Source organism: Stieleria sp. JC731 (genome assembly GCF_020966635.1).
In the GTDB taxonomy this organism is placed as follows: Bacteria; Planctomycetota; Planctomycetia; order Pirellulales; family Pirellulaceae; genus Stieleria.
Window position 1 is genome coordinate 1 of sequence record NZ_JAJKFQ010000043.1, and the last position, 505, is coordinate 505.

The 505-nt window shown below is 51.5% G+C and carries 1 protein-coding gene; it reads left to right on the forward strand.

Annotated elements, in window-relative coordinates:
- On the forward strand, window positions 1-421 hold a 421-nt coding region (locus LOC67_RS27125), incomplete at its 5' end, for a hypothetical protein (protein WP_230265994.1).
- Window positions 422-505 lie beyond the last annotated feature (84 nt).

A 505-nucleotide genomic window follows, 5' to 3' on the forward strand; every position in this document is an offset into this window, starting at 1 on the left:
CGTTATTTGTACTGAGTGGCTTTCGATGGCAGATCTCAAATCGTTTGGAATGGAGGCACTTGAGATGCATGCTGATCACTTGAATTCACTCTCTACGCCAGATCCTGACGCCAACATTCGATACGACATTCTTGCTGACGCACTCGTATGGTCCGACGAGACAGTTGAATCTACACCGAACGACCTACTTGATGGGTTGCGGCAACTTCGAAAATACCGCACCCATGTGATGCTAACCGACTCCGAACCTGACAGCGACGTTTGGTTGCATTGTCAGTCTCTGTTTCCGGATTGGGTTGGCTTTCTACCATCTCGACACAAGCAAACTGCAGAACTACTATCGGTGTATCGACGTGGGGACGTTTCAATTCGCTGGTGTCTGCGGCAATTGGAACGCGAATCCCACGCCGACGACAAATAACAATGCCGTGCACCGAAGGACGGGAGTCGACGGTTTTGAAGTGGTTAGTCTCTTGGCCCGTCCTCGGTGACGGCAGACGTTCGC